This window comes from Pseudomonas sp. PDM03 (assembly GCF_014852385.1).
In the GTDB taxonomy this organism is placed as follows: domain Bacteria; phylum Pseudomonadota; class Gammaproteobacteria; order Pseudomonadales; family Pseudomonadaceae; genus Aquipseudomonas; species Aquipseudomonas migulae.
Map to the genome: position 1 here is coordinate 1 of NZ_JACVBM010000019.1, position 19,424 is coordinate 19,424.

13 protein-coding genes are annotated in these 19,424 nt (G+C 58.3%); 8 read left to right on the top strand and 5 right to left on the bottom strand.

What is annotated here, in order from left to right; all coding sequences use genetic code 11:
• From IB254_RS22700 to IB254_RS22710, 3 genes are all read left to right on the top strand, one after another.
• A partial coding sequence (locus IB254_RS22700) for a beta strand repeat-containing protein (protein ID WP_192419547.1) occupies window positions 1-3,017 on the top strand: 3,017 nt, incomplete at its 5' end.
• Window positions 3,018-3,346: 329 nt separating this feature from the next.
• Window positions 3,347-5,338, top strand: a complete 1,992-nt coding sequence (locus IB254_RS22705) for a hypothetical protein (RefSeq protein WP_192419549.1) — start codon at window positions 3,347-3,349, stop codon at window positions 5,336-5,338.
• 212 nt (window positions 5,339-5,550) lie between these two features.
• A complete protein-coding gene (locus IB254_RS22710) occupies window positions 5,551-7,833 on the top strand; it encodes an autotransporter outer membrane beta-barrel domain-containing protein (RefSeq protein WP_192419551.1) in 2,283 nt (760 codons plus the stop codon).
• Window positions 7,834-7,896: 63 nt separating this feature from the next.
• Here IB254_RS22710 and IB254_RS22715 read toward each other — a convergent pair whose 3' ends face one another.
• The 3 genes from IB254_RS22715 to IB254_RS22725 all read right to left on the bottom strand — a co-directional run bounded on the left by IB254_RS22715 (window position 7,897) and on the right by IB254_RS22725 (window position 10,539).
• The gene (locus tag IB254_RS22715; RefSeq protein WP_192419553.1) at window positions 7,897-9,405 is read right to left on the bottom strand and encodes a hypothetical protein; all 1,509 of its coding nucleotides are present in this window, start codon (window positions 9,403-9,405) and stop codon (window positions 7,897-7,899) included.
• A gap of 149 nt (window positions 9,406-9,554) precedes the next feature.
• Window positions 9,555-9,941, bottom strand: coding sequence for a YbaN family protein (locus IB254_RS22720; RefSeq protein ID WP_008040608.1), 387 nt, complete (start codon window positions 9,939-9,941; stop codon window positions 9,555-9,557).
• A gap of 10 nt (window positions 9,942-9,951) precedes the next feature.
• Window positions 9,952-10,539 (bottom strand): YecA family protein, encoded by a 588-nt coding sequence (locus tag IB254_RS22725; protein WP_008035840.1) that lies wholly within the window; start codon window positions 10,537-10,539, stop codon window positions 9,952-9,954.
• A gap of 1,321 nt (window positions 10,540-11,860) precedes the next feature.
• Here IB254_RS22725 and recQ point away from each other — a divergent pair.
• The 4 genes from recQ (at window position 11,861) to IB254_RS22745 (ending at window position 16,702) form a co-directional block, all read left to right on the top strand.
• Window positions 11,861-13,987, top strand: coding sequence for a DNA helicase RecQ (recQ, locus tag IB254_RS22730; protein ID WP_008043638.1), 2,127 nt, complete (start codon window positions 11,861-11,863; stop codon window positions 13,985-13,987).
• 130 nt (window positions 13,988-14,117) lie between these two features.
• Entirely contained in the window at window positions 14,118-14,552 is a 435-nt protein-coding gene (locus IB254_RS22735) for a MarR family transcriptional regulator (protein ID WP_008030423.1), read from the top strand.
• 128 nt (window positions 14,553-14,680) lie between these two features.
• Window positions 14,681-16,369, top strand: coding sequence for a FimV/HubP family polar landmark protein (locus tag IB254_RS22740; protein ID WP_192419555.1), 1,689 nt, complete (start codon window positions 14,681-14,683; stop codon window positions 16,367-16,369).
• Between the two features lie 45 nt (window positions 16,370-16,414).
• A complete protein-coding gene (locus IB254_RS22745; protein WP_192419557.1) occupies window positions 16,415-16,702 on the top strand; it encodes a SelT/SelW/SelH family protein in 288 nt (95 codons plus the stop codon).
• On the opposite strand, the gene IB254_RS22750 is transcribed toward IB254_RS22745, so the two are convergent.
• Both IB254_RS22750 and IB254_RS22755 read right to left on the bottom strand, forming a co-directional pair.
• On the bottom strand, window positions 16,696-17,589 hold the full coding sequence (locus IB254_RS22750) for a DMT family transporter (RefSeq protein ID WP_192419559.1): 894 nt from the start codon (window positions 17,587-17,589) through the stop codon (window positions 16,696-16,698). The genes IB254_RS22745 and IB254_RS22750 overlap by 7 nt on opposite strands.
• A 78-nt stretch (window positions 17,590-17,667) precedes the next feature.
• Window positions 17,668-18,426: a helix-turn-helix transcriptional regulator gene (locus tag IB254_RS22755; RefSeq protein WP_192419561.1), complete on the bottom strand. Its 759-nt coding sequence runs from the start codon at window positions 18,424-18,426 to the stop codon at window positions 17,668-17,670.
• 135 nt (window positions 18,427-18,561) lie between these two features.
• On the opposite strand from IB254_RS22755, the gene IB254_RS22760 reads away from it, so the two are divergent.
• Window positions 18,562-19,377: a UDP-2,3-diacylglucosamine diphosphatase gene (locus IB254_RS22760; RefSeq protein WP_008043641.1), complete on the top strand. Its 816-nt coding sequence runs from the start codon at window positions 18,562-18,564 to the stop codon at window positions 19,375-19,377.
• The last annotated feature ends 47 nt before the right edge of the window (window positions 19,378-19,424 follow it).

Below are 19,424 nucleotides of genomic sequence, written 5' to 3' on the forward strand. Positions count from 1 at the left end.
ACGTCAGCAACGGCTGCATCAGCCCGGTCACCCTCAGCGGCCTCGACGCGTATGGCGGTGAACTGACCGTCTACGAAAAAAACCTCACCTACGGCACCGACCCGGACGCACCGGCCCTGACCCAGACTGGCACCTTCAACGTCAACGCGCCGGATGGCCTGCTGACCCTCACCGTCGGCGGCATCGCCGTGGTCACGGCTGGCGTGGCGGCAGGTTTCCCGCAATCGAGCGAGACCGATACCGGCGCGATCTTCACCATCACCGGTTACAACCCGGCGACCGGTGTGGTGAATTACAGCTATACGCTGCGTTACGACAGCGACCACCCGAATCCCGGTGGTGCCGACAGCATCTCCGAGAACTTCGATGTGGTGGCCAAGGATGTCAACGGCAGCACCGCGACCGGGCAGATCAACGTCAACATCGTCGATGACACACCGAACGCCAACCCCGACGCGACCTCGGTGGCGGAGGGCGGCACCGTCAGCGGCAACGTGTTGTGGAACGACGTCGCCGGCGCCGATGGTCCGTTGCTCGGTGGCGGGGTGGTCGGCGTGCGCGCCGGCTCGGACACTTCGACCCCGGTCAACGGCGGGCTCAACACCCACATCAACGGCACCTACGGTTACCTGACCCTGGACGCACAGGGCAACGCCGAATATCACAGCTACCCGAACGGGGTGAACGGTCCTGGCGCGACCGACGTGTTCACCTACACCTTGCGCGATAACGACGGTGACGAAAGCACCACGACGATCACCATCGACGTCAGCAACGGCTGCATCAGCCCGGTCACCCTCAGCGGCCTCGACGCGTATGGCGGTGAACTGACCGTCTACGAAAAAAACCTCACCTACGGCACCGACCCGGATGCTCCGGCCCTGACCCAGACCGGCACCTTCAACGTCAACGCGCCGGACGGACTGCAAACCCTCACCGTGGGCGGCATCGCCGTGGTCACCGCAGGCGTGGCGGCAGGTTTCCCGCAATCGAGCGAGACCGACACCGGTGCGATCCTCACCATCACCGGTTACAACCCGGCCACCGGCGTGGTGAGCTACAGCTACACGCTGCGTTACGACAGCGACCATCCGAATCCCGGTGGTGCCGACAGCATCTCCGAGAACTTCGACGTGGTGGCCAAGGATGTCAACGGCAGCACCGCGACCGGGCAGATCAACGTCAACATCGTCGATGACACACCGAACGCCAACCCTGAGACAACATCGGTGGTGGAGGGCGGCAGCGTCAGCGGCAATGTGCTGTGGAACGACGTCGCCGGTGCCGATGGTCCGTTGCTCGGCGGTGGGGTGGTCGGCGTGCGCGCCGGCTCGGACACTTCGACGCCGGTCAACGGCGGCCTCAACACCCACATCAACGGCACCTACGGTTACCTGACCCTGGACGCCCAAGGCAACGTCGAATATCACAGCACCCCGAATGCCGTGAACGGCCCCGGTGCGACCGACGTGTTCACCTACACCCTGCGCGATAACGACGGTGACGAAAGCACCACGACCATCACCATCGACGTCAGCAATGGCTGCATCAACGCGGTCAGCGACAATGGCGTCACCATCATCACCAACGTCCTGTCGGGCAACGTCACGGTGCCGGGCGACGTGCTGCTGGCCAACGACATCGATGCCAACTCCAACCCGCTGACCGTATCGCCAACCACCTTCAACACCGGCTGGATTGCCAAAGGCGCGGACTTTACCGGCAGCAACCAGAGCTACAGCTTCACCGGCAACAACGCTCAATCGGTGACCATCGCGCGCAGCGCATTCGTCGCCAACACCGCAGCCATGACCGCGGTGCTGGTGGTCAGCGGAGCGTTGGGCGAAGTCAAAAACAACAACAGCAATGACGAGGACCGCATCACCGTCACCCTCAAACAGGGTGAAACCCTGAACCTCGATCACAACCTGGCGGGCGGTCACGTCACCATGGAGTACTCGGTCAACGGCGGCTCGTTCATCGGCATCGGCGATGGCCAGACCATCACCGCCGCAGTAGACGGCACCTACCAGATCCACATCATCAACATCGATGACGGCGGGCACGGCAACGGCAAGGGCGCGGAAAATTATCAACTGACCATGACCGTCGACTACTCCGGCGCCCACAACACCACCCCGGACTATCACGGCACCTACGCCGTCGACGACAACGCAGCGGTGACCATCAGCTATCAGGACGGTCACACCCTAACCGGCACAACGGGTGACGACATGCTGGTGGCGGGCACCGGCAACAACGTGATCAACGCCGGCGACGGCAACGATGTGCTCACTGCCGGTGCAGGCAACAACGAGCTGCACGGTGGTGCCGGCAATGACTTGCTCTACAGCGGCGCGGGCAACGACCTGCTCGACGGCGGCACCGGTATCGACACCGCGAGCTACGCCCATGCCACCGCCGGGGTCAACGTGGATCTGAGCCTGCTCGGCGCGCAAAACACCGTGGGTGCCGGCACCGATACCCTGACCGCCATCGAAAACCTCACCGGTTCCAGCTTCGATGACAAACTGACCGGCGACAGCCACAACAACATCATCACCGGGGGGCTCGGCAATGACGTGCTCAGCGGTGGCGGCGGCGATGACGTGCTCATCGGCGGCCTCGGCAACAACACCCTCACCGGTGGTGCCGGTGCCGACTCCTTCCTGTGGCTCAAAGGCAACAGCGGCCACGACGTGGTCACCGACTTCACGCCAGGCACCGACAAACTCGACCTGTCGCAACTGCTGCAAGGGGAGAGCGGCACGGCGGCGTCGCTGGATGACTACCTGCACTTCAAAGTCACCGGCAGCGGCGATTCACTGGTCACCAGCATCGACGTCAGCGGCATGGCAGGTGCTGCGCCGAACCAGACTATCGACCTGGCCGGTGTGGACCTGGCCAGCCATTACGGTGTGACACCGGGCGCGGGTGGGGTGATTGCCGGGGCGGATACGGCGACCATCATCAACGGCATGCTGAATGACCACTCGTTGAAGGTGGATACCGTGTGACCTGAAACCTTGAACAACAAAACCCGCCATCTCTGTGTAAGGGATGGCGGGTTTTTTGTTGTGCGTTGTTTAGGGAAGTGTCCGACCGGCGGTAGCAAAACCTGTGATTTCTGACAGTAGCCAGACGTTGGTGACTGCCTTTAAATCATGTCATCGGTTGAGTGAAAGCGTTTTTTACAAGCAGTTCGATAAATCGATTTTTTACTCCCGTCGGCCGTCACCCTGGCCTTTCACGACATTGTTTCCCGAACAAGCGCCGGGTCTTTTTTGATCGTGCGTAGATCCGCCACATCCTGGGCAGTTGAAACCCGTTAACAAGGAACTGTGAAATGACTATCTATGAAAAGTATAAAGTGCTGACTCCGCAAGAACAGCGGTTGTACAACAATAGAGTGATGCTGGCCAATCTCCCCAAACGAGTCAATGATAAAGCTGAGTTGCCGAATACAACTTTGTTACCTGCGACTGCCGATGATCCAGGTAATCAGCTCAAGTATAGCGATCGGGTGTTTCCTCTGGTTGTGGATGTTCCTGTGTTTCCCGACGCCAATTCTCGAGAGAGGGCGAGAGTCACTGTGCAGTTGATGTGGGATGGCACCCTGATCGGACCTGTCCAGGATTTTATAACTCCTTTGACTCCCGCCGAAATTGCTGCGAAATTTCCAATGAAGTTTCAAGTTGAAGTCGGACGTATCAACGTTCCTGGGCCGCATTTATTGTCTTATAAGCAGTTTTACGGGCCGAATGATACCGATGCAACAGATCTTGAAATTAATATTGATATGGATGCACCTGTGCCCGTTGGCAAAGTAGGGGTTCCGGCTGAAATTGAAGCAGATTTAACGATTACCAAGTCCTATCTGGATACTCATGGTTTTGTTAGGTTGACAAGCCGAGAGTGGGGAGGGGCAAAGATCGGAGACGAAATTGAGTTTCGATATGGTTCATCGATACCCAACTCCCGACTCATTGAAAGAGTCGTACGCGACGATCTTTCGATCTTGCCTGTGACCGAAAAACTGACCAAGGGATTTATTGGGTCTGCAGAGGGCACGTTTTCGCTGTTTTTTGTCCTGTTTGACCGTAAAGGTAATCAAAGCTTAATATCCGAGTTTCTTTTGCTTGATGTAGTGCTCTCTGAACCTCCGAGAAACCAGACTCTGCTGGTTGGACTGCACGATGATGATCAGATCCTGGTCGAGGATGCACAGACACCGGTTACTGCCATAATCAACTACGAAAACTGGCAGCTTCAAGACAGGCTGCTGTTGAGCGTCGACGGGCAAACTTCCATCGATGTGCCTATTACCCAGGTTCCGTTCCCACTTCAGCTGTCCTATAAATACCTGCATAACGGCAATGTGGGTCCGAAAACGGTTCCGCTTGTCTATCAGATCAAGCGAGGCAAACTTTTACATCCCAGGACTCCTACTCCGAAAGATCTGAACATTGACCTTGATTCGCCACTGCCGATTGATCCGGATAATCCGGGGTTGCCAGGTTTTCCGCATGACAAGCTTCTCCCGGTGACAGTGCAAGGTACGGTAACGACGGACCCTAACAAGATCAGGGCTGTTGACCTGGTTGACGACGTGGATGCGCAGGTACTTATTTATGAGGGGTTCAAGACGGGTCAGGTTGTATCGCTTTATGTAGAAGGAGTTGCCGTTCCGGAGGACCCTGCAAATACAAGAGGCAAGGGTGGCGTCTGGACGATGGATGGTACTGAAACAGCTACAACGATGTTGACCTTTACTATTGCTCCAGAAATTTTTGAAACAAGCGGAAATAATCCGCGCACCAAGGTTCACTACAATGTGACTCACTCGCTCAACGAGAACTTCAATCGTTCAAAAGATCAGGAAGTTGATGTTTTCCTAGTGCCGGTTACTATCCCAAAACCAAAATTCCTGCACACAGTTGATGATCTGGACGGGCCTACCTTAGGTTGTCGTTCGATCAAAGAAGATTCATTGCTGGGCAAGGTCATTGAAGTAGAGGTTCCAGGTGGCGAGCCTAGGCTGGCAAACCAGGAGCTTTCATTTGTCTATCAGGGTTATGTTAACGATCTTTCCAGCCCTCCGGACAATAAACCAGGGGCACCAATAGCGGGCAACACCGTAACAGTGAAAAAAACACCGACTACTGCTGAAGCCAGAGATGGCTTCCTTGTAAAAATCCCTTATGCGCCGTTTGCCCTGACCGATGACGGTTGGGGCGACCTTAAGTATACGGCGTTAATAGATGGGCAACAGGCCTCGGGCGGATCCGATCCGACCAAAGTAACGATGCGAATCAGTGGGGGGACCTGCCCAATCTAATGACTTGTTTAAGGAGGCACCTGGTGCCTCCTTTTTTGTCATCGATGGGAATGGTTTTTATTGCTCCGGGCAATGCTTGGTTTGACGGATTTTCCGTAGTCGAAAGAGATTAGTCCTACATTTTTTCGTAGGAAGCGTCTGTATCGTCCGCACCCTTTGGTGTCTCCCAACAGTTGGCCAACGGAGACCGGATCACGAGAAGGTGCAGGCAAATGACGACTGAATACAAAGTTTTACGCGTACCTGTGGGTACAGGTGCTTTTAAATCGCTGGCGACATTGCCGGCTTTTTTTTTGATGAGTTGTTCAGCGTTTGCGGCAACTATCGTTGATAACGGCAACACGTTGGATGTCGATTCGTCCACGGCGCCAATCACCGATTATCTGGTGAGAAATAACAGCACGTTAAATGTAACGGGCGCGACGACCAACAGTGTCACAGTCACCAGCGGTTCTACCCTGACGATCAATGGTGGAGTCGTCAACGGCAATAGCGGCGGCAACGGTGTAACGATCAACAGCAGTACGGCGACTATCAATCAGACCACGGTGACCGCCGACGCCACCGCTTTGTTGGTCAACCGTCCTAACGGATCGAACCAGGGCTCTACGGTGACGGCTACTGAAAGTCAGTTCAGTGGTGGCGACACTGGCGCCACAGTATCGGGCCTGAGTACTCTCGACTTGATCAACAGCCAGGTGACGGGAATGGCCGCAGGCAGTCGCGGGCTCGACATTTATGGCGGCGCAGTGCGTGCAACGGCGGGTACCCGCATCAGCGGTGATGTTGCGGGTGCATTTATACAAAAAGACCCGGCGAACGTGGGGAACGCTTCCCTGGTACTGGACAACTCTACCGTTGAAGGTCGCAATGGCGCGGCCATTGTTGTGGCGCAGGGCACCGATGCCAGCATCGAGGTGTTGAACAATTCCACGCTGATTGGCAATAACGGCAACGTGCTTGAAGTGGAAGGCGCCTCGACGGCGAACATGCGGGTTGCGAACAGCGCCTTGCAAGGCAATGTGCAAGTGACTGGCAATAGCACCGCCAATCTCACCTTCGATAGCGCTTCGATGGAGGGCAACATCCTGCGCGAAAACGGTTCTACGGCCAATGTCACCTTGAACAATCGCTCATCGTTCACCGGACGCCTTAACAACAGCAACCTCAGCCTTAACAGCGGTTCGAGCCTGACCATGGTTGGCGATGACCGCATCGGCACCCTGACGTTGAGCGACAGCACGGTTAATTTCGGTGCGCCTGGCGTGCCACGTGCGAATCGTCAACTTGAGGTGGGTACGCTCAATGGCAGCGGCATCATTGCCATGCAGGGCAACTTCCAGACCGGTGAAAGTGACTTGCTGAAAGCCGGCTCGGCCACTGGCAGCTATGAATTGGCTGTCAACGCTTCGGGCAAGGACGCGACGTCTCCTCAACAATTGACGCTGGTGCAAATCGGCAATAATCAGGCAGATTTCGCGCTGTTGGGTGGCCGGGTCGATGTGGGGACATGGCAATACGATTTAGCTGAAAGAACCAACGCCTCCGGCGAAGCGGAGTATTACCTGAACCCTACCACCGGGCTCAGCTCCGGTGCTCAATCGGTAGTGGCATTGTTTCAAACAGCCCTTACCGTGTCCTATGGCGAGTTGAAGTCGCTGGAAAACCGCATGGGCGAGTTGCAGGCGGACGACAAGCGCCATGGCCTGTGGGTACGAGCTTATGGCAACAAGTGGAACGTTGACGACGGTTCGACGGGTGTGGGTTATCGTCAACAGCAGCAGGGTGTCACCCTGGGCGCCGATACCCGACTGGGTGACAGTCCCTGGACTGTCGGTATGCTGGCGGGTTACAGCCAGTCCGATCTGAATCTCAGCGGCGGCACTTCGGCCACGGTTGACAGCTACTACTTCGGTCCCTATTTCGGTTGGCGGAATCAGGACAATGGCTACTTCGTTGATGGCGCCTTGAAGTTCAACCATTTCCGTAACGAGTCCAAAGTCGGTATGAGCGATGGCAAACGTGCCGAAGGCGATTACAACAACTCGGCTGTGAGTGCGATGGTAGAAGGGGGTCGCCAAATTGATCTGGGGGATGGCTGGTTTGCCAAACCTTCTGTTCAGGTATCCGCTGCAATCATCCAGGGAGAAAGCTATTACTTGGACAATGGCATGAGCGCTGAAGGTGACGACACGCATTCGTTGCGCACGAAGCTGGGCGTCATGGCGGGTCGAAGCATCAACCTGGGCGACACTCAGGTGCGTCCATACGGGCGAGTGGCGATGGTCCATGAATTTGCATCGAACGATAACAACGTGCGGGTCAATGGAAACTCGATCAATAACAACCTGTCGGGCCGCGGTTTCGAAGTCGGTGCCGGGGTGATGGTTTCAGTGTCCGAGAGGCTGCATCTTGGTGTCGGTGTCGATTATGCCAAGGGTAAAAATATCGAACAGCCCGTGGCTGCCACCTTCAGTGCGAACTATCAGTTTTAAATGTGTGAGACGAAAAAAAACCGCTAAAAGCGGTTTTTTTTTGCACTGCCACAATGGTCTTTGTTAACTGTCGGTAGAACCGTTCGCCGAAACCCGCGTGAACCTTACTTTATTCGATTCGGCGTTATGATCTTTGGAATCAACGGCACTGACCTCATAGGCTCTGCCTACTGTCAATCCGGTGAGAAGTGTCGCCCAATTTCCATCCTCGTTGGCCGACTCTGCTTTCGGGTCGACGGTCCCGTTGACCTTGAGGTTGACCGACGCTAGCGGTTCGGTTTTGCCGCCGACTCTTACATAACTGGAGGTGGTGTTACCGTTATCGATAATTTCCTCTTTGGCATCATGTACTTGAGTGTCACGTGGCGCGATGGACTTTCTGACCTCAAACGAGTACGGGTCAGACTCACCGCCATCGGGGTATTTTGCCTTGGCAACAAGGCGATAATCCCCGAGTGACAGCGGGCCGATGGGGACTTCGTAGCCGTCAGCTCCGATTTGCCCCTCACCTAAAGAGTCGTTGCCGTTGAAGATCTCGACGTACTCGCCTGCTTCGCCTTCGCCTTTGGCAATCAGGTTGCTCTCATAGGTGAAACCGCCGTCATCGACGGTTGTTCCGTGGGTATCAGTCACGGTGTCCAGCGTTACAAGATCCGCCCCTTTAACGGTAAAGGTTCTGGGCGTAGGGGTTACTTCCTCGTCACCGTAGAGTTTTTTGGCTTTCAGGCTGTGCACGCCCGGGTCCAGTTTGATTTTGATTTCCCACTCTCCGTTACCCTTGGCGGTCGCCGGCGGAAATCCTTCTGGATCGTCGTGGTCGAGGAGCTGAACATCCTTGCCTGGCCTGCACTTGCCCACGACGGTGAGGTTTTGGTCGGAGGTAGTGTCACCTTCCTCGACTGGACTGCCGTTCGAGTCACCGACAGCATCGAGAGACAGGCCGATGTCCGCTGCAACGTTGAAGTTTCGTGGGTCGGATGATTTACCTTCGCCGTAGAGTGCCTTGACGGTGATGGTATAGGAGGTGCCTACCAGCAGATTCTTGAGTTCAAGTGTGTAACCGCCATTTTGGTTAACCGGCGCCTCTTCAAGTGGTGTGCTGCCATTGAACGCCTGAACTCTCTGATTCGGCAGGGCTTTGCCTGTGATGCTCACCAATGGGTAGTAGGTCGTTGCGCCTTCATCAATCGTTCCCTCCTCATCTTTCAGGGACTCGATGATGGGGGCCTCGGCGACCACGGTGAAGGTTCGAGGTGGGCTGGAAACAGGTTTGTTGCCGTAATTACCCATGGCAGTCAGGCTGTATTTTTTGACTTCCTTGACCTCGAACAACTCGGTCTTCCATTGGCCTTCCCCGTCGCTTTGGGCGGATGCCAATGTATTGAAGCCGTCCCGTACCAGAATCGGCTTGTCCGGCTCAGCGGTTCCACTGACCGTGAAGAAGGTATCGGAGGTCGTGCCGTTTTGACCTACAAGGACCTCTTTGGAGTCCCTGACGGCTCTGATACTCAATATCAAATCTGTTTCTTCGGGCGAAGTGCCCGACGGGACGTTCGGTTGTCTGGCTGTCATGGTGATGGACTCCGGTCCTGGTGTGAGTGCCGGATTGATTTAATGCGTGAAGCATGAGCATTGACTACTGTCAGAAATAACAGTTGTGGGAGGGTTTCCGATAAGCGGTTGGAGTGACGGCCAGCATCACATCGCAATGGCCCGGATTTTCAGAGTGTTTTTTGCCGAAGAATATATACCGTCACCAGCACCGCACTGGTCAGCATGAACCCGCGCGCCCACGGCAGGGGCACCAGGTAGCAGGACAACAGAATGCTCGCCCACATCAGGCCGATGGCGTAGACCTTGCCCTTGAGCGGAATGCCGTTGCCGTCGAGGTAGTCGCGAATCCACGGACCCAGCCGTGGATGCTCCACCAGCCAGTTGTAAAAACGCGGCGAACTGCGGGCGAAGCAGGCGGCCGCCAGCAGCAGGAAAGGCGTGGTGGGCAATACCGGGAGGAAAATCCCGATCACCCCCAGCGCTACGCTCAGCCAGCCGATGGCCAGCAGCCCGTAACGCAACATCAGGGAGCGGTTGCCTATGGGGTTGTCCATAGGCAAAACCTTAGTGGTGACGTGGCTTGAGGATCGCCGGTTTTTCGTCTGGCGCGTTGCACAGCAGGTACAGCGCGGTCAGGGCTTCCGGGATCTGCACGATCATGTCGTCCATCAGGTTGGCGTCGGCTGCGATGTCGGAGAACTCGGGCTGCTCGTCGAACAGACCCGAACCGACCATGATCGGCAGCAGCATTTCGCTGACTTCGTCTTCGGCGGTTTCGAACCAGGCCGCTTCGCGCAGGAACACGCCTTCCATGAAACCGATGCACCAGCCACGCAGGTCGGAATCGTCCGGATCGTCGCCGAGGTCCAGTTCGCATGGCAGCTCGAACTCTTCATCGGACGCCAGTTGGCGGGCGATGTGAGCCTTGAGGGCCAGCAGGGTGGATTCGATGGCTTCACGCTCGGTGTCGTCGGCGTAATGCGGCTCTTCGGCGAAGAGGGCGTCGATCCATTCACGGTCGGGAACGCTTTCGGAACAGATCGACAGCGCGGTGAGGTAGCCGTGGGCGGCCACGTAGTCCAGCGCCTCGTCATGCAGTTCATCGGCGTCGAGGAAGACTTGCAGGCGGGTTAGTTGCTCAGCGAAGGACATTAAAGGGCTACCTTGGGAATTAACAGATGCGGGAATTCTAGGCCTTCTTGAGCACTCAGGCCAGCCGCGCGGCATATTTGCGCTCAGTGACCTCACGGAACACCGTAATCCTTGTGGGAGCGAGCTTGCTCGCGAATGCTGTGTGTCAGTCGGCGAGGATTTTGATGGTGTACATATCCATTTTTGTGGTTATGGCTGCTATCGGTTTCGCCCTTACGGCGAGTCACTTGGAAGAGCCCCAAGTAACCAAGGGCTCTTGCCCCTTTCGTTCGGTGCCTCGCTCCGGTCCTGCTCCGTGGGCCCGCCGCCATCGGCCATCCCTGGCCGGGGGCGGCTAACCCGGCATCCATGCCGGGTTGCCCACTGCGCAGAACCTGCGCTCGGCCTCTCGAGGGGGCGCTCAGATCAAAAGCGCAAGGCGAGCTAACGCTCGGCCTGATGAGTGGTGGAAATCAAAAGCGTACGCCGATCCCTGTAGGAGCCGGCTTGCCGGCGAAAAACGTCGGGGCAACGCGTTCATTCAGACAGCCCGCGTTATCGTTGGCGTCCATCGCCAGCAAGCTGGCTCCTACAATTTTGACCGTGTGAACCCGATCCTGTGTAGGAGCCGGCTTGCTGCGGGCGGCGTTCCGACGATTGCGTCCGTCCAACCAACACATTAATTGTCTGACCCACCGCTATCGCCAGCAAGCCGGCTCCTACAGGGGGTTGGTGTACAGATTCGGAATGAGTGAGCGCAGCCAAGAAGGACAACGCGGCCCACCAAAGAGCCAGGTCGGCTTTCAGGCCGCCTCGGCGGCTGTGGCGGTAGTCGCCCCCTCGAGAGGCCGAGTGGAGGTTCTGCGCAGTGGGCAACCCGGCATGGATGCCGGGTTAGCCGCCCCCGGCCAGGGATGGCCGATGGCGGCGGGCCCACGGAGCAGGACCGGAGCGAGGGCATGCCGAGCCACAGCGAGGCACCGAACGAAAGGGGCAAAAGCGCTTTGGTTACTTTCCGCCGGGCCGCGCAGGCTTTTCGAAAGTAACTCGCCGTAAGGGCGAAACCAATAGCAGCCATTACCGCAGAAACGGATATGTACCCAACCCCCCCCCAGATCGCGGTGCAACATGAAATATCCCACGGACGTCACATCGTGATCCTCTTCTAAGCGGCACCCTTTGCAAGGAAGCCCTCGGGTATACTCCCGCGCTTTGTGATGCCCTGCTGGCGTCTCGGCTGAAATGTGAAGCGTCATGCAATGCGCACTTACGATTTGTCAGTGCAGCCTGCGTGGTTCTGAACCAGCCTTGCAGGGATGATTCGGTGATTTTTGGAGTTTTTATGCTCGAACAGGCTCAACGCGTCCTCAAGGACATCTTCGGCTACGACAGTTTCCGTGGCCGTCAGGGTGCAATCATTGAGCGCGTGGCCAGTGGCGGCGACGCCCTGGTGCTGATGCCTACCGGTGGCGGTAAATCCCTGTGCTTCCAGGTGCCGGCGCTGTTGCGCGAAGGGCTGGCGGTGGTGGTGTCGCCGCTGATCGCGCTGATGGACGACCAGGTCGCGACCCTCGAAGAATTGGGCGTCGCTGCCGCTGCGTTGAACTCCACGCTGAGCGCCGAGCAGCAGCGCGATCTCGCCGCGCGGATCAAGCGCGGTGAAGTGAAGATGCTCTACCTCGCGCCGGAACGTCTGGTTCAGCCACGCATGCTGGCCTTTCTGCAAAGCCTTGAAATTGCCCTGTTCGCCATCGACGAAGCCCACTGCGTGTCCCAATGGGGCCACGACTTCCGCCGTGAGTATCTGCAACTGGGCCAGTTGGCGGAACTGTTTCCCAATGTTCCACGCATCGCCCTGACCGCGACGGCGGACAAGCGGACTCGCGAAGAAATCGTCGATCGTTTGCACCTGCAGGATGCCGAGCGCTTCCTTTCCAGTTTCGACCGCCCGAACATTTTTTACCGCATCGTGCCCAAGGAGCAGCCGCGCAAACAGTTGTTGGCGTTCCTCGCGGAGCGGCGCAGCGATGCCGGCATTGTCTATTGCCTGTCACGCAAGAAAGTCGATGAAGTGGCGGTGTTCCTCAGTGAACAGGGTTTCCCGGCGCTGCCGTACCACGCCGGCCTGCCCAACGAAACACGAGCGCTGCACCAGAAGCGCTTCCTCAACGAGGAAGGCCTGATCATGGTTGCCACCGTCGCGTTCGGCATGGGCATCGACAAACCCAACGTACGTTTTGTTGCTCACCTCGATTTGCCGAAATCCCTCGAGGCTTACTACCAGGAAACCGGTCGCGGCGGCCGTGACGGTCTGCCGGCGGATGCCTGGATGGCTTACGGCCTGCAAGACGTGGTGATGCTCAAGCAGATGTTGCAGAACTCCGAAGGTGACGAGCGCCACAAGCGTCTGGAGCATCACAAGCTTGATGCCATGCTCTCGCTCTGCGAAGAAACCCGCTGCCGTCGTCAAACCTTGCTGGCCTACTTCGACGAAGACATGCCCGAGCCCTGCGGTCACTGCGACAACTGCGTTGACGGCGTGCAGACCTGGGACGCTACCGAACCGGCCCGTCAGGCGCTCTCGGCTATTTATCGCACCGGCCAGCGTTATGGCGTCGGGCATCTGGTGGATGTGCTGCTGGGCAAGGACAACGAAAAGGTCCGCAGCTTTGGCCATCAGCACCTGTCGGTATACGGTGTCGGCAAGGCGATGGGCGAGAGTGAGTGGCGCTCCCTGTTTCGCCAATTGGTGGCGCGCGGTCTGGCCGACATCGATCTCGAAGGCTATGGCGGCCTGCGCCTGAGTGACACCTGCCGACCGCTGCTCAAGGGCGAAGTGACCCTGGAACTGCGTCGTGACCTCAAGCCGCAAACCACGGCGAAAAGCAGCAAGAGCCAGGCAAGCCAACTGGTTCGCGGCGAGGAACGCGAACAGTGGGAAGCCTTGCGTGCCTTGCGCCGCAAGCTCGCCGAGGAACATGGGGTGCCGCCGTACGTCATCTTCCCCGACTCGACCTTGCTGGAAATGCTCCGTAGCCAGCCGACCTCGCTGTCGGAAATGGCCACGGTCAGCGGTGTCGGTGCGCGCAAACTGGAGCGTTACGGCGAGGCCTTCCTCGAAGTCCTCGGCGGCCAGGTCGAGGCACCAAAAGTGGTGGCCGACGTGCGCCACGAATTGATAACGCTCGCGCGGGCCGGCATGACGCCGCTGCAAATCGCCGGTCAGCTGCAATGTTCGGAAAAGAATGTCTACACCATGCTCGCCGAGGCCATTGGCAAGCAGCAGTTGTCGCTGGAACAGGCGCTGGATCTGCCCGAAGACTTGATGGGGGAAGTGCAGGACGCGTTCCTCGACGGCGAGGGCGAGTTGCCGCCGGTGGCGGAGATTGCTGCGCTGTTTGCCGGTCGTGTGCCGGAAGGTGTTTTGTATTGCGTACGTGCCGCACTGCAATCGGAATTCGAGATCTGACGCTCAAATCCTGAAACGGTTGTATTGATGTAACGATTCAGTACAGAGCAAACCTTGCCTCAAGCCAAGGGTCATGCTTAGCTGACTAATAATTAGTTTTTCTCTATTTCAGTCTAACCATGAGTGTTTTATGCCGTTAACCGATCAACACCGCTTTGGCATGCAACTGGCCCAGATGTCGCGCGGCTGGCGTGCCGAACTGGACCGCCGTCTGGCCGGCCTGGGTTTGTCTCAGGCGCGCTGGCTGGTGCTGCTGCACCTCGCGCGTTTTGACGACGCCCCGACCCAACGTGAATTGGCGCAAAGCGTCGGCGTCGAAGGGCCTACCCTGGCACGACTGCTCGACAGCCTGGAAAGCCAGGGCCTGGTTCAGCGCCAGGCAGTGCTGGAAGATCGCCGGGCGAAAAAAATCGTCCTCTGTGCACCGGCCCTTCCCCTGATCGAACAAATTGAAACCATTGCCACTCAACTGCGCCACGAGTTGTTCGACGGCGTCGATGAGGCGGATTTGAAGGTCTGCATGCGAGTCCACGGGCACATTCTGGCCAACCTGGAAAAATCTTGAGGCATAAGCAAGCGTCGGCTTTTTGAGATACCCCGTTGGGCAGACTATAAAGAACTACCAGGCAATATCGTGTTCGTAACGGATGTGCGAACACGCACTGGTTGGTTCTGGTTATCTAAGGGATGCTCATGCTCGAGAGTTGGCACGTTGTATTGCGGTGTTGCGCCAGGCTGCTGCTGGCCGGTGGGGCTGTCACCTACTCGGCATGGGCGCCTGCACTGGGTCTGGGTGAGATCACCCTGCATTCGGCGCTTAATCAACCATTGCGTGCCGACATCGCCCTGGTGGATGCCGCCGGTCTGGAGGAGGGCGAGTTGTCGGTCAGCCTGGCGACGGCAGACGAGTTCAGCCGTGCCGGTGTCGAACGGCTTTTCTTTCTCAATGAGCTGAAGTTCACACCGATCCTGCGGGGCAATCGCAGCCTGATCCGGGTGAGCTCCAACAAAGCGGTCAACGAACCCTTCCTGAATTTTCTCGTGCAACTGAACCAGCCGAACGGCCGTGTACTGCGCGAGTACACCGTGCTGATCGATCCTCCGGGAACGCCGGGGATTACTCCGGTCACTGACGAACCCGCTGCCAGTTCACCGAACTCTCCATTCCCGAGCGTTACACCTGCTGTTGCGCCTCCACCCGCGGCGAAGAAAACCGCCCAGACGAAGGTTGAGCCGCCGGCCGCTGTACCGGTGATTGATCCCGTCGCAGAACAGCTGGCTGCCAGCGCGCTGCAAAATCAGCAGCTGCAAAAAACCGTCGATGAGTTGAATGCGAAGCTGCAGGCTCAGGACGAACAGATCGCCGGCCAAAAAAAACAAATCATCGAATTGCAAACCCGCCTGGCGGAGGTCCAGCAAGCACCGCCGGCCACACCGCAAGCCGTGGTGCCTGCCCCGGTCGTGGCACAAGAGCCCGAGGCGTTCAACTGGCCGCTGATTATCGGGTTGTTGGCGCTGCTGGGGTTGGTGGTGGGGCTGATTGTTCGTCGGCAACGACAGCAGATTCAGGCATTGCCCGAAGATCTCCCGGTTTTACCGTCGCGGCATGAGCCGGTGCTTGATCGAACCGTAGCGCCAACTGTGAGGGCCGCCCCTGTCCATCACGAGGAGACGCCGTCTGGCGATGTGCTGGAGGGTGTGGGCATTTACCTGACGTATGGGCGTTTTTCCGAAGCGGCAGCATTGTTGCGAGAAGCCCTGGTCAAGGAACCACAACGCACGGATCTGGCGGTGCAACTGCTGGAAGTCCTCGGTAAACAAGGGGATGTGCCAGCCTATGATGCACAGGAAAGCATTCTGCGAGACGCCGGGTTCGATTCCCGGCAACTTCAGGAAATCCGTGCCCGCTACCCGAAGCTGAACAGCGCGGTGCCCGAGGCGGTGACCACCGTTATCACGACGCCGGTAAAATCCGAAGCAGCGCCGGGCGATGAGTTCCAGTTGAACCTGGAGGACCTGTCGATGGATTCGAGTTGGGACCTGGTCAGTCCATTCGAAAACACTAGACCCTCGGACGAATCGCCCAAACCCGAAGAACCGACCCTGGGCGAGCCCGAGCTGGAATGGATCGCCGAGCCGGACTCACAGTCTCTGGATGACGATTTTCTCAATGAATTCGCCGATGCAGGTCAATCGCTTGAGCTTGAACCGTTGAGACTGGAACCGGGGGCGCCGACCAACGCAGGCAAACTGGAACAGGCTCAGACCTGCATCGATGACGGCGATCTGGACAGCGCCATCGAGCTGCTGAACGAGTTGCTCAAGGACGGCGATGAGCCACTCAAACAGACTGCGCGGACGTTGTTGGCCGGTATCCGCTGACGCTCTATCATGGCGGTGCCCCTTGGCTCAGGAGTTTCGCCCGTCATGACCGCGCATAAACCGGAAATCCTCATCACTTACTGCACACAATGCCAATGGCTGCTGCGTGCGGCGTGGTTGGCGCAAGAACTGCTCAGTACCTTTGGCGACGATTTGGGCAAGGTGTCGCTGGTGCCGGGCACCGGTGGCGTGTTTCACATTTTCTGTAACGATGTGCAGATCTGGGAGCGCAAGGCTGACGGCGGTTTCCCTGAGGCCAAGGTACTCAAGCAGCGGGTCCGCGATCAGATTGATCCGGAACGCGACCTGGGCCACAACGACCGCACTCAGTGAGACGCGGCTTCGGCAGCAACCGCTTTCTTGCTTGAACCGCCGGAGAGCCTGCTGGACACGACAATCGCGACGATGATCAACGCGCCGCCGATCAGCATGCGCAGCGTCGGGTTTTCATTGAACAGCAACCACGCCATGGTGATGCCGTACACCGGCTCCAGCGCAAATACCACGGCGGCGGTTCGTGCCTTGATCACCGCGAGGCTGGCGACGAACAGACTGTGAGCGACGCCGGTACAGAATATTCCCAGCAGGCCGATCCACAGCCAGTCAATGGTGCGCACTTCGCTCAGTTGCGGTGCCGCCACCGGCAGCAAACACAACGAGACCACTACGTTCTGACACAGCGCAGCCTGTACCGGCGGAATTCTCCCGGAACTGGCGCGGTTGGTCAGCGACAGCAACGCGAACAGCAGGCCTGAACCTACCGCCCATAACAGGCCGGTGGTGGCGCCGCTGGTCAGATCGAAGTCTGGCGTGACCAACACCAGCCCGACACTCACCAGTACCACCAGCAGGATCTCGTTGGCGCGAATTCGCTCGCGGAAGATCAACCCTTCCAGGATCACGGTGAACGCCGGGAAACTGGCGAAACCGAGGGTCGCGATCGCCACGCCCGCCACCTTTACCGCAATGAAGAAACTCACCCAGTGTCCGGCCAGCAACAAACCGCTGAGCAGCAATCGGCGCCAGTCCACGGCGTCGAGTTTTTGCCAGCGGGTGTGGCTGGCGAATCGCGCGAAAAGGGCCAGGGCGAGCACGGCAAAGGTCGCACGACCGAAGACGATAACGGCGGGGGAGGCGGCGGCGAGTTTGCCGAACACACCGGTCAGGCCAAACATCAATGCGCCGATATGCAGTGCGCCCAGGGCGGTACGGGGAGTCATTGCGATCCTTGATAAACATAACCAACAGAGGTGCAGTCTAGAGGGCTGTCGGTATGCCTGTCTGTCGTCAGGCTCGCATCATTTGTCGCCAGCCTCGCGCCGCAATTTGCCGGGAGAGACACCAAACTCCCGAAGCACCGCCGCTGAAAATGCACTTTGAGAGCTGTAGCCGACCCGACTGGCAATCTCGCCAACGGGCAATGCCGAATCGCGCAACATACTCACGGCCATGTGCAAGCGACGGCTGCGTATGTAGTCCATCGGCGTCTGCCCGCATTCAGCGACAAATCGCGCATGTAGCCGAGCGCTGGACAGCCCGGCAATGCGTGCCAGATCGGCCACTTGCAACGGATAGGCCGCGTATTGATCGATGTGCGCGTTCAAGGCGGCGTACGGCAGACGCCGACCGCCCACCCCTTCGCTTTTGGCGTTGTTGAGGCTGGCCAGCAACAGCACCGCGCCTTGTTGCGCGATCAGCGGGTCGTTGACCTGACTGCCCGCCAGCCAACTGACCAATTGGCTTTGCCCGGCATCCAGCGGCAGGCGCCCGGCATTGTCGAGCAAGCGGCGGCTGGCATCGGCGTGCTCGCCAAGGGACTGAACCACCCATTGATCGCTCGGCACATCCAGCACCAGGCAGCGGCTGCCATTGGCGCTGCCGCACGCATGATGGAAGCCGGACGGGACGACCACGAAACTCTGCTGAACCACCTGGCTGCCATGCCCGTCGACCTCGAAATCCAGCGCACCCGACAACCCGAACACCAGTTGCGCGTGGTCGTGGCTGTGGACGATCAGGTCGTGAGTGTATTGGCGGAGCGTGAGGATCGGTCTCATCGCAGGTCTCCCGATTAAGGTTGCCAGTCTACACCGCGGGCACTCATGTGCGTTGTCACAGGACTGACTTGTCCCTGTCATGGGCAATTAACCCGACCGGCGCAAGCTTGCGCAAACAATCGCAGAGGGTTGCCCATGACCAGCGCCGAGCTCGCCAAACCCAGTCGTAAGCAACGTGTGCGGACCTTGTGGATTTCCGATGTGCATCTGGGCACCCGGGATTGCCAGGCCGAGCACTTGTCGCAGTTTCTCAAGGGCTACCACGCGGACAAGATCTACCTGGTCGGCGACATCATCGATGGCTGGAAGCTGCGCGGCGGCATGTACTGGCCCCAGGCGCACACCAACGTGATCCGACGCCTGTTGACCATGAGCAAGCGCGGCACCGAGGTGATTTATGTCACCGGCAACCACGACGAATTCCTGCGCCGTTACTCGAAGCTGATACTGGGCAACATTCAGTTGGTGGACGAAGCCGTGCACGTGACCGCCGACGGCCGTCATTTGCTGGTGATCCACGGCGACCAGTTTGACGTGATCACCCGCTATCACCGCTGGCTGGCGTTCCTCGGCGACTCGGCCTACGAGTTCACCCTGACCCTCAACCGCTGGCTCAATCATTGGCGCGCCCGGTATGGCTACGGTTACTGGTCGCTGTCGGCGTACCTCAAGCACAAAGTGAAAACCGCGGTCAGCTTCATCAGCGACTTCGAAGAAGCCATCGCCCACGAATGCGTCAAACGCGAATTGCATGGCGTGGTGTGCGGGCACATTCACCATGCCGAGATTCGCAAGGTCGGCGAGGTGGATTACCTCAATTGCGGGGATTGGGTGGAGTCGTGTACGGCGCTGATCGAGCATTGGGATGGCTCGATCGAGTTGTACCGGTTGGCGGATGCCCAGGCGCGGGAGGCGGAGTTGAAGGCCATCAAAATCGCCGAACCGGCCTGACATTTGAGGTGGCCGGACTGGCCCCTTCGCGAGCAGGCTCGCTCCCA

Coding starts and splice junctions, on each gene's coding strand:
- IB254_RS22705 (WP_192419549.1), top strand. CDS start 3,347: ATGACTATCTATGAAAAGTATAAAGTGCTGACTCCGCAAGAACAGCGG.
- IB254_RS22710 (WP_192419551.1), top strand. CDS start 5,551: ATGACGACTGAATACAAAGTTTTACGCGTACCTGTGGGTACAGGTGCT.
- IB254_RS22715 (WP_192419553.1), bottom strand. CDS start 9,405: ATGACAGCCAGACAACCGAACGTCCCGTCGGGCACTTCGCCCGAAGAA.
- IB254_RS22720 (WP_008040608.1), bottom strand. CDS start 9,941: ATGGACAACCCCATAGGCAACCGCTCCCTGATGTTGCGTTACGGGCTG.
- IB254_RS22725 (WP_008035840.1), bottom strand. CDS start 10,539: ATGTCCTTCGCTGAGCAACTAACCCGCCTGCAAGTCTTCCTCGACGCC.
- recQ (WP_008043638.1), top strand. CDS start 11,861: ATGCTCGAACAGGCTCAACGCGTCCTCAAGGACATCTTCGGCTACGAC.
- IB254_RS22735 (WP_008030423.1), top strand. CDS start 14,118: ATGCCGTTAACCGATCAACACCGCTTTGGCATGCAACTGGCCCAGATG.
- IB254_RS22740 (WP_192419555.1), top strand. CDS start 14,681: ATGCTCGAGAGTTGGCACGTTGTATTGCGGTGTTGCGCCAGGCTGCTG.
- IB254_RS22745 (WP_192419557.1), top strand. CDS start 16,415: ATGACCGCGCATAAACCGGAAATCCTCATCACTTACTGCACACAATGC.
- IB254_RS22750 (WP_192419559.1), bottom strand. CDS start 17,589: ATGACTCCCCGTACCGCCCTGGGCGCACTGCATATCGGCGCATTGATG.
- IB254_RS22755 (WP_192419561.1), bottom strand. CDS start 18,426: ATGAGACCGATCCTCACGCTCCGCCAATACACTCACGACCTGATCGTC.
- IB254_RS22760 (WP_008043641.1), top strand. CDS start 18,562: ATGACCAGCGCCGAGCTCGCCAAACCCAGTCGTAAGCAACGTGTGCGG.